Raw genomic sequence first — 1,433 nt, forward strand, 5'->3', positions numbered from 1 at the left:
GCAATGTAGTTCACTTAAGAGGAGCCGCGTAGCGATTAACAGGGTATCGGGTCTTTGATATTTTTACCGCCCTAGGCCGATTAGGCTTAGGGCGTTTGTCTATAAAGAGTATAGATAAATCTCCGCGAAGGCTTTTTAAGCGTTTCGGCGTGTTCCCTAAAGATACCGCTTTACTCATCACTTTTAGCTGACTGGCTATAAATTGGCAAGCGTACTTGAAGCTAATTTCATTGGGTAATCGTCCATGTTCTACTGCGGCTTGACTTGCTTCTCGTCTCACTAAGTTATAACCAAGTAATAACCCCCATAACTCCTGGTATACGAGTTCCACTGTCTTGCTTCTCAACACTAAAGCGTTGTGTTGCATTGAGCTCTTGATGTCACGATAGCCTAATTCGATTTCCCATCTTTCATGGTAAAGCTCTGCCACTGATTGAGCGTCATATTTTTCTCTAGGAAGTGAGGTAAACACCATTTTGGATTTGCCTTGCACCTCATACGTGACTGCTCTGACTTGCCATTTTTCTGGAAGACTAGGGTTCTTTTTACGAGCCTGCGGTGAGACCTTCATCTCCACAAGCATGTCACTACTTTCTTTGTCGTCTAATAGCGTGTATTTCACGCCTTTCTTCGCTGGGAGAAGCCAGTGTCTGTTTGTTCCACTGTTTTGCAAAGAAAGCAGTAAGTCTGCACCATAAAAACCTTTATCAAGCAGCGTCACAGAATCATCTGGCAAGGCATCAATAAAAGGCATTGCTAAAGGAATTTCACCTCGGCGATAAGGGCTTATCGCAGCATCAACGATGACATGAGAGCGAACATTCATCATGGTCACAACCCTTAATACTGGATGAGGTGTTTGTCTGTTGCTTGAAGTATTACCAGAGCCAAAATGCTCTCTTAATTCGGGTGTATCAGCCGTTCGAAAAAGAGCGCCATCTACGGCAAAAACTTGAAGGCCTTGCCATGTATCATCAGGGTATCGTTCAAGGCCCCACGTACGCCCACATTGCTTAAACAGCCATTCTGGTGCTGCTTTGCCTAAGCGCTGTCTTGCTTGAGTCAAAGCGCTCTTCGCTAATAATTCTTCATCAGCCAGGCCATCAGCACAGACATTCATTCTTCGTGCAACTTCGGCAATGGGCTCATTGCGGAAGAAGGCCATACCCACAACGAGCCACAAAACCATATCACTTGGTAATCGACGCCGACGAATTGTGGCTTTATCTGACAATGTAGCCGCTTTAGTAATCCACTCATCGGGGATATGTTCAGAGAACGTGGTGAGTCGAGCAACATCAACAGGACTCTCTTCGAGGAAGTCGGCAAAACAGTTTTGAATAGACATAAAAAAATCGGAAACCTATAAACAGGTTTCCGATTGTCTCTCATCAGAAGGATCGGTCAACTGATCCTTATCTGATCTACATTGC

Annotated in this window: 1 protein-coding gene; it reads right to left on the minus strand. The window is 44.8% G+C overall.

Features of this window, described 5'->3' with window-relative positions:
• Positions 1–10: 10 nt before the first annotated feature.
• Positions 11–1,348, minus strand: a complete 1,338-nt coding sequence (locus R7Z41_RS23780; protein ID WP_318136456.1) for an IS4 family transposase — start codon at positions 1,346–1,348, stop codon at positions 11–13.
• Positions 1,349–1,433 lie beyond the last annotated feature (85 nt).

The sequence above is a fragment of the Vibrio sp. 1457 genome (genome assembly GCF_033340195.1).
Classification (GTDB): domain Bacteria; phylum Pseudomonadota; class Gammaproteobacteria; order Enterobacterales; family Vibrionaceae; genus Vibrio; species Vibrio alginolyticus.